We start from the raw sequence: 6051 nt of genomic DNA, 5'->3' as shown, positions 1-6051 counted from the left end.
ATTAAACCTGCAAAATTAAACCTGCAAAATTAAACCTGCAAAATTAAACCTGCAAAATTAAACCTGCAAAATTAAACCTGCAAAATTAAACCTGCAAAATTAAACCTGCAAAATTAAACCTGCAAAATTAAACCTGCAAAAATAAACTTGCAAAAAACGAACAGGACATGATATTTATGACCACAGCCGGCACAACCTCCAAAGATACGGCCGATAACCTTGGACCAAAATCCGACGGCAGCCCCGAAAGTTTCGAAACATTTGACGCAGATTCCGTTGTCGTCATTCCGGTCAATGAAGATTCTAAAAAAATCCGGCAGATTTTATCCAATGACACGTCCATGAAAATATTGGATTTGCTGAAAAAAGAAAAACTCTCGGCAAGCGAAGTTTCCGAAAAATTAGAAATTCCGCTCACAACCGTCAAATACAACATCGATCAGATGGTCGAACACGATTTGGTCCGCATTCAGCGCATCAAATACAGCGAAAAAGGACGCCAAGTCAAGATTTACGAGGCGCCGGAGAAAGTCATCATTTTCGCGCCCGAAAAAATGAGCCGTATTTCATTGATTTCAATGATTCAAAAATACGCATTTGCATTTGTTGCCGCCGCTTTTGCGGGATTCGGTTTAAATTACATTTATCAAAGCCATTGGGAAAAAGAAAACGCGGCCATGATGAAAAGTTCAGTGATGGCTGCGCCTGAAATGGCGGAAGATGCCGCTATGGCCGGCGCAGATGCCGTAAGCGGCGGCGGATCATTCATCCATGAATCTATTATGTCATTTAACGACTGGTTTTTCAATTTAATGAATTATCACGCCTTTTGGTTTATCGCCGGCGCTCTTTTCGTCTGCGTTGTCATTTGGGTCATCGAATACGCCACCGTTAAAAAGGTTGTCAAATCGGAATGAATAAATAAATCGTTGAGTTATAATAAGAAATTATTAAAAATTAAAAAACTCAGCGATGACCATGAAAGTTGCACTCAAAATCGGATATGAGGGAACACATTTTTCAGGATCCCAGATTCAGCCGGACAAAAGAACCGTTGAAGGCGAACTGTTAAAGGCACTTTTGGAAATCGGCGTCATAACCGATACCGAAACGGCTGACCTTTCCTCATCCGGCCGAACGGATGCCGGCGTTCATTCCGTCAGCCAAGTGGTGACTTTTTTGACCGACAATCCGCGCATGGCACTGCCGCGCATATTGAATTCGAAGCTTCCGCGCGACGTTTGGGCATGGGCCTACGCCGAAGTTTCCGATGACTTCGACCCGCGCCGTCATGCCGTCCGCCGAAAATACAGATATGTTTTAAACGCCGACGAACACGACATTTCAAAAATGAGAGACGCGGCCAAACTTTTTATCGGCGAACACAACTTTTCAAATTTTGCCAAAAAAGATAAAAACAATCCGAGGTCCACCGTTCGAAAAGTCGAGAAACTGGACATCCGAAGCCAAGGCCCCGTCATCAAAATCGACATTGTTGCCAACGCTTATTTGTGGAATATGATTCGAAAAATCGTCTCCGCTTTAACACTTGTCGGAAACGGCACAAGAGACATCGAATGGATCGGCAAAATGCTGGATCCCGACAATTACGAAGAAGGAATCGAACCCGCGCCGGCCTACGGATTAATCTTCCTGGAAGTTCAATACGATCCCGAGCCCGAATGGATGATTGACAATTATGCAATCAAGCACACCAACGATTTTTACACGCGGGAATCCAATCGCTTCCTCGTGATTTCAACCATTTTGGAACAATTCGTCATGCAGCCCGAAAAAGGACAGGATTTGGACTGAATCAAAATGCGCCGCTGCGCGCGAACGGCAGCAATTTAAAAAATGAAATAAAAACAGACTCTGATTTTTCAATTTTTATTCAAAACCGTAATCGTTCTTGTCAAACTTTTATGAACGCGCTGTTTGTAAATGTTTTCGATTTGAAAACCGGCGTCAAGCGCAAATTTTTCAACTTCGATTTCGGAAACGACAACCGCCTTTTTCCCGATTTTCAAAACCCGGAACATTTCTTTAAAAGATTCGTCGTAAAGGCGTTCCAAAGATTCCGCTTTAATCGCCGCCGACCGTCCGTAAGGCGGATCGGTGATAACGGCGTCCGCAATCCCGTCTTCAAACGGCAGACCGCAGGCATCGCCGACAAACAGATCATATCGAATCAAATCCGTGCTTGTTTCACGCTCTTCTTTGGAAAGCAGTTCGCCCGTCGACTGCGCATACCCGCCCAAATTGACGGCTGCCCCGACGACGATTTTCTCCTGCGCGTCAACGCCGAGAACAACAGATCCGAGCAGACCCGCTTCAAGCAGAATTCCCGCCGTTCCGCAAAACGGATCGACGACAACAGCATCCGTCTTGGCGCCCGCAATATTGGACAGCGCCCGCGCAACACGCGGCATCAGAACGCCCGGATAGAAGAACGGTTTTTTCTGAGGCGACCGGTGCTCATAAGCCCCGCGGTCAACGGCTGCTGCCAAAACCCCGAACACCGCCTTATCCGTCAGCGTCAGCCTGAAAGTGACATCAGCGCCTTTCAAAGACGCGCGAAAACCCTGACGGTAAATCCGGCCGCCGATTTTGCCTTCCAAATCAACGGACTTCAAAACAGAATTGTCCCCGAGACGCTTGGCGCGAACGACAAAAGTTTCATCCTCTTTCAAATAATCCGTCGCATGAAACCGCTCGGCCGCCGACAAAATCGCTTCTTCGTCGACATCAGTAATCTCAATCACTTTTGAAATCGAATGCGTCATCGCCAAAACATCCGGCATGACATTTCGCATCATCCAAAAGATATCCTCATCCGAAACGGAATCCGAAAAAATATCAACAACGAGACAGCTCAAATAATTTTCAAAAACAGAATATTCTAACCCGTTGGAAGAAAGAACACTCAAAACTTCGGCCGCGGGAATTTCAGGATGTTCGCCCGACAGCTCAAACGCGTATAACATGAAACTTGTAATGCAGAACGATTATTTATTTTCTCTGTTTTGAAATAATCATTGAAGTTTCCAATATTTTTCGCCATCCCATTTTTGAGGAAATCCGACTTCCTTTGGGTTAATATTAGAATGTTGAACAGACATAATTAAATCATTCACTAAAATTAAAAACCGTTTCTCAAATGTGTTTGACGGATCAATGTTATCTAATAAATATTGAATACACTAAACAGAAATGCAAATATTTTTGGAGCCTTGAAATCGAATGTAATACTTAGAGTTATTTTGAATACGCGGCAGTGTTCGATTCCATAATCTGCTGTGATGAGCACAAATATTGCGAATGACAGCAATATGATTTAGCCAACTTTGTAAAATTGTCGGACTGACACCAAAATAAGCTGCAATAGCAGTTTTACATTCATTTTCAACCAAATTTGAATATAATTTTTTGGAAAGAGAACCGAAACTGATAACTTCGAGGCACATCCAACAAGGTGGGAGAGTAGGTTTACAATAAATATCTTGATAATGAGAAATAAAAAGATCACGGCTCCTTGAAATTTCGTCATCTACCGCATTCAAAAAACTTTGGTGAAAATCAATTTTATCATTCCCCTCTTTGAACAAAGAAGAATCAAGATACCAATGACTGCCATATTTTAAAGCATATTGATAAACAATTTGTGCCCTTAATGTAATTTCAATTTGGCTGATTGCTTCAAATAACAGCAAACGTAATCGATGATCAAAGAAATATAAATCCGTTACATCTTTGAAATGAACGTTTGAAAACTTTTTTGATTCATCTTGGAAAGAAAGAGCATATCCTTTGAATCTGTAAAAATTATTAGTTTGAAAGAAAAGAGCTGCATCCGATTCAAGTTTATCGAATAAAATACCATCCGATTTTAACTTTTCAATTTGTTCGTTGATTGAAAGAAACGGCTTTGTATATTCCATGATATAACTTCAAAATTGAATTAAAATAAGGATATGACATGCCAGAGCTCTTTAAAAGAACCTGGCATGTACGGTTAATATTCACAAAGACTTCAGGATATAAATATTTTTTTAAATTAGTTAAATAACAATAGAATTCATAAGAATTTAACTTGCTTCGGCATTTTACCGAATCTCTTTTTAACTTCAGGCGGCCACTTCTCGGGATCCAGTCCGTGCTGCGCCAAAAAGACGGCGGTCCATCTTTCAAGACCCACACCGGAACAGCCGCTCCAAAGCTTTTCACCGCTCTGGCTTTTCACGTTAAAGCCGTTCGGATATTTTTCACCGTTGATACTGACGTTTTGGAATTCAAGCCATTCGCCTTCCGCCCCGCGGTACGGCAGCGGCGCTTCGTAGTCAGTCGTTCCCGTCACTTCGTCGGCGGCAACGCCGGCAATGCCTTCCTGCGCCATGAACCACGGCGTCACCCATGCTTTGCGCCATTTCAGATCCAAAAGATCATTGAAAATGTGCATGTAGCGGTCCTGAAGCAATTTGGTGGTTTCGACAACCTGCTCTTTTGTGCCGAGCCAGACCAATTCGATTCGGTGGAATTCGTCAACACGTTCGATGCCGTGGATGCCGCCGCTTTCGTAGCGGTGGGATGTTCCCGAGCGGTCGAAAATCAAAATCGGCAAACTGTCGTTTGCAATTGTTTCGCCCTGGAAAAAGCCCCAGGACGGCGGACACTGAGCGTAGCACATGCCGCCGATCGGGTCGCCGATCTTGTCTTTGAGCATTTCAACAGGCACTTCGTGCGTCACTTTGTAATAATCCATCACATCTTCCCAGTATTCCGGGTCGCGTGTTTTCGGCGGACAAACGTAATACATTTCGGGGTAAATGCCTTTGGCGTGACCGGAATGTTTCCAAATGTCCCACATGACCATTTTCGGGAAAATCATTTCATCGTAGCCGAGCGGCGCTAAAATTTCGTCGACGACGATCTGTTCAAACACGCGGAACAAGCGCGTTGTCACCGGGCCGTGAATCCATTGGCCGCGGCCGGCGCCTCTTTTGAGCCAGCCTTGTTTGAGCATATCTTCGGTCGGATCTTCCGAATAATGGAAGTCGCGGTCTTCGCTTTCCCAAAGCAAATTCCAGTGCTCGGCTTTTGCGCCGTAGTCGCCCTGTTCCATTTTGTCTTCAACAAGCGTTAAAATACGATCGGGAACCTGGTTGCGCATTTCCGCTTCCCCGACGTCAAGCGTCAAAAGAAGATTACCGTCATTGAAATCAACGGATTTGACGTACGGAATTTTCTTGTTTTTCAAATCATGCTCTGCCGGAACGGAAATCGTGAAAACTTCCGCATCAAGTCCGCGAATGCCGATTTTATGCGTTTTGCCGAGCGCTTCCGCCAACGCTTTTTTAAGACGCATGACAGCGTCATGAACACGAACGTAGCGGCCGGACATCAATTCGACGTCAATGCTTTTGTCGCTCAGAGACCAGCTTTTGATTTTTGCGCCTTCGCCTGCCGGCGCGCCTTTGGCCAAAATCGTCTTCTCGGCTTCCGCCATAATTTTTTCAATATCTTCTTTGCCGACAACGGGGTCGGCACTTGTTTTCAAAGAAGCTTTCAAATAAAATTCCATTTTATGCACCTGATTATGAATAAGTTTAGAGATAAAATGTGTAAAAATAATTAAATGTTCTCTTTGGGAAACAAATATTTTCCGATTTTTGAAAGATATTAGAAATGATTAGAATAGATTAAAGATGATTAGAATAGATTAAAGATGATTAGAATAGATTAAAGATGATTAGAATAGATTAAAGATGATTAGAATAGATTAAGGATGATTAGAATAGATTAAAGATGATTAGAATAGATTAAAGATGATTAGAACAGATTAAAGATGATTAGAACAGATTAAAGATGATTAGAATAGATTAAAGATGATTAGAATAGATTAAAGATGATTAGAACAGATTAAAGATGATTAGAATAGATTAAGGATGATTAGAATAGATTAAGGATGATTAGAATAGATTAAGGATGATTAGAATAGATTAAGGATGATTAGAATAGATTAAGGATGATTAGAATAGATTAAGGATGATT

At 42.6% G+C, this 6051-nt stretch carries 5 protein-coding genes; 2 read left to right on the top strand and 3 right to left on the bottom strand.

Annotated elements, in window-relative coordinates:
• The first annotated feature begins 176 nt into the window (after positions 1 to 176).
• Together MmiAt1_RS07400 and truA are read left to right on the top strand one after the other, a co-directional pair.
• Positions 177 to 917 carry an ArsR/SmtB family transcription factor gene (locus MmiAt1_RS07400; protein WP_318786251.1) on the top strand — a complete coding sequence of 247 codons (741 nt, stop codon included), beginning with the start codon at positions 177 to 179 and terminating at the stop codon, positions 915 to 917.
• Between the two features lie 61 nt (positions 918 to 978).
• Positions 979 to 1815 carry a tRNA pseudouridine(38-40) synthase TruA gene (gene truA, locus MmiAt1_RS07395; protein ID WP_318786250.1) on the top strand — a complete coding sequence of 279 codons (837 nt, stop codon included), beginning with the start codon at positions 979 to 981 and terminating at the stop codon, positions 1813 to 1815.
• 68 nt (positions 1816 to 1883) lie between these two features.
• Here truA and MmiAt1_RS07390 read toward each other — a convergent pair whose 3' ends face one another.
• The 3 genes from MmiAt1_RS07390 to MmiAt1_RS07380 form a co-directional block, all read right to left on the bottom strand.
• Positions 1884 to 2987 (bottom strand): TRM11 family methyltransferase, encoded by a 1104-nt coding sequence (locus tag MmiAt1_RS07390; RefSeq protein ID WP_318786249.1) that lies wholly within the window; start codon positions 2985 to 2987, stop codon positions 1884 to 1886.
• A 216-nt stretch (positions 2988 to 3203) separates the two neighbouring features.
• Positions 3204 to 3941 carry an Abi family protein gene (locus MmiAt1_RS07385; RefSeq protein WP_318786248.1) on the bottom strand — a complete coding sequence of 246 codons (738 nt, stop codon included), beginning with the start codon at positions 3939 to 3941 and terminating at the stop codon, positions 3204 to 3206.
• Positions 3942 to 4078: 137 nt separating this feature from the next.
• Complete coding sequence (locus MmiAt1_RS07380; protein ID WP_318786247.1) at positions 4079 to 5581, bottom strand: serine--tRNA ligase; 1503 nt, start codon at positions 5579 to 5581, stop codon at positions 4079 to 4081.
• Positions 5582 to 6051 lie beyond the last annotated feature (470 nt).

Source organism: Methanimicrococcus hacksteinii (genome assembly GCF_032714515.1).
GTDB classification, from domain to species: domain Archaea; phylum Halobacteriota; class Methanosarcinia; order Methanosarcinales; family Methanosarcinaceae; genus Methanimicrococcus; species Methanimicrococcus hacksteinii.
This window is presented reverse-complemented; position numbering and strand designations above follow the sequence as displayed.

What these genes read in the sequence shown, in the direction of transcription:
- MmiAt1_RS07400 (WP_318786251.1), top strand. Translation starts at nt 177, where the DNA reads ATGACCACAGCCGGCACAACCTCCAAAGATACGGCCGATAACCTTGGA.
- truA (WP_318786250.1), top strand. Translation starts at nt 979, where the DNA reads ATGAAAGTTGCACTCAAAATCGGATATGAGGGAACACATTTTTCAGGA.
- MmiAt1_RS07390 (WP_318786249.1), bottom strand. Translation starts at nt 2,987, where the DNA reads ATGTTATACGCGTTTGAGCTGTCGGGCGAACATCCTGAAATTCCCGCG.
- MmiAt1_RS07385 (WP_318786248.1), bottom strand. Translation starts at nt 3,941, where the DNA reads ATGGAATATACAAAGCCGTTTCTTTCAATCAACGAACAAATTGAAAAG.
- MmiAt1_RS07380 (WP_318786247.1), bottom strand. Translation starts at nt 5,581, where the DNA reads ATGGAATTTTATTTGAAAGCTTCTTTGAAAACAAGTGCCGACCCCGTT.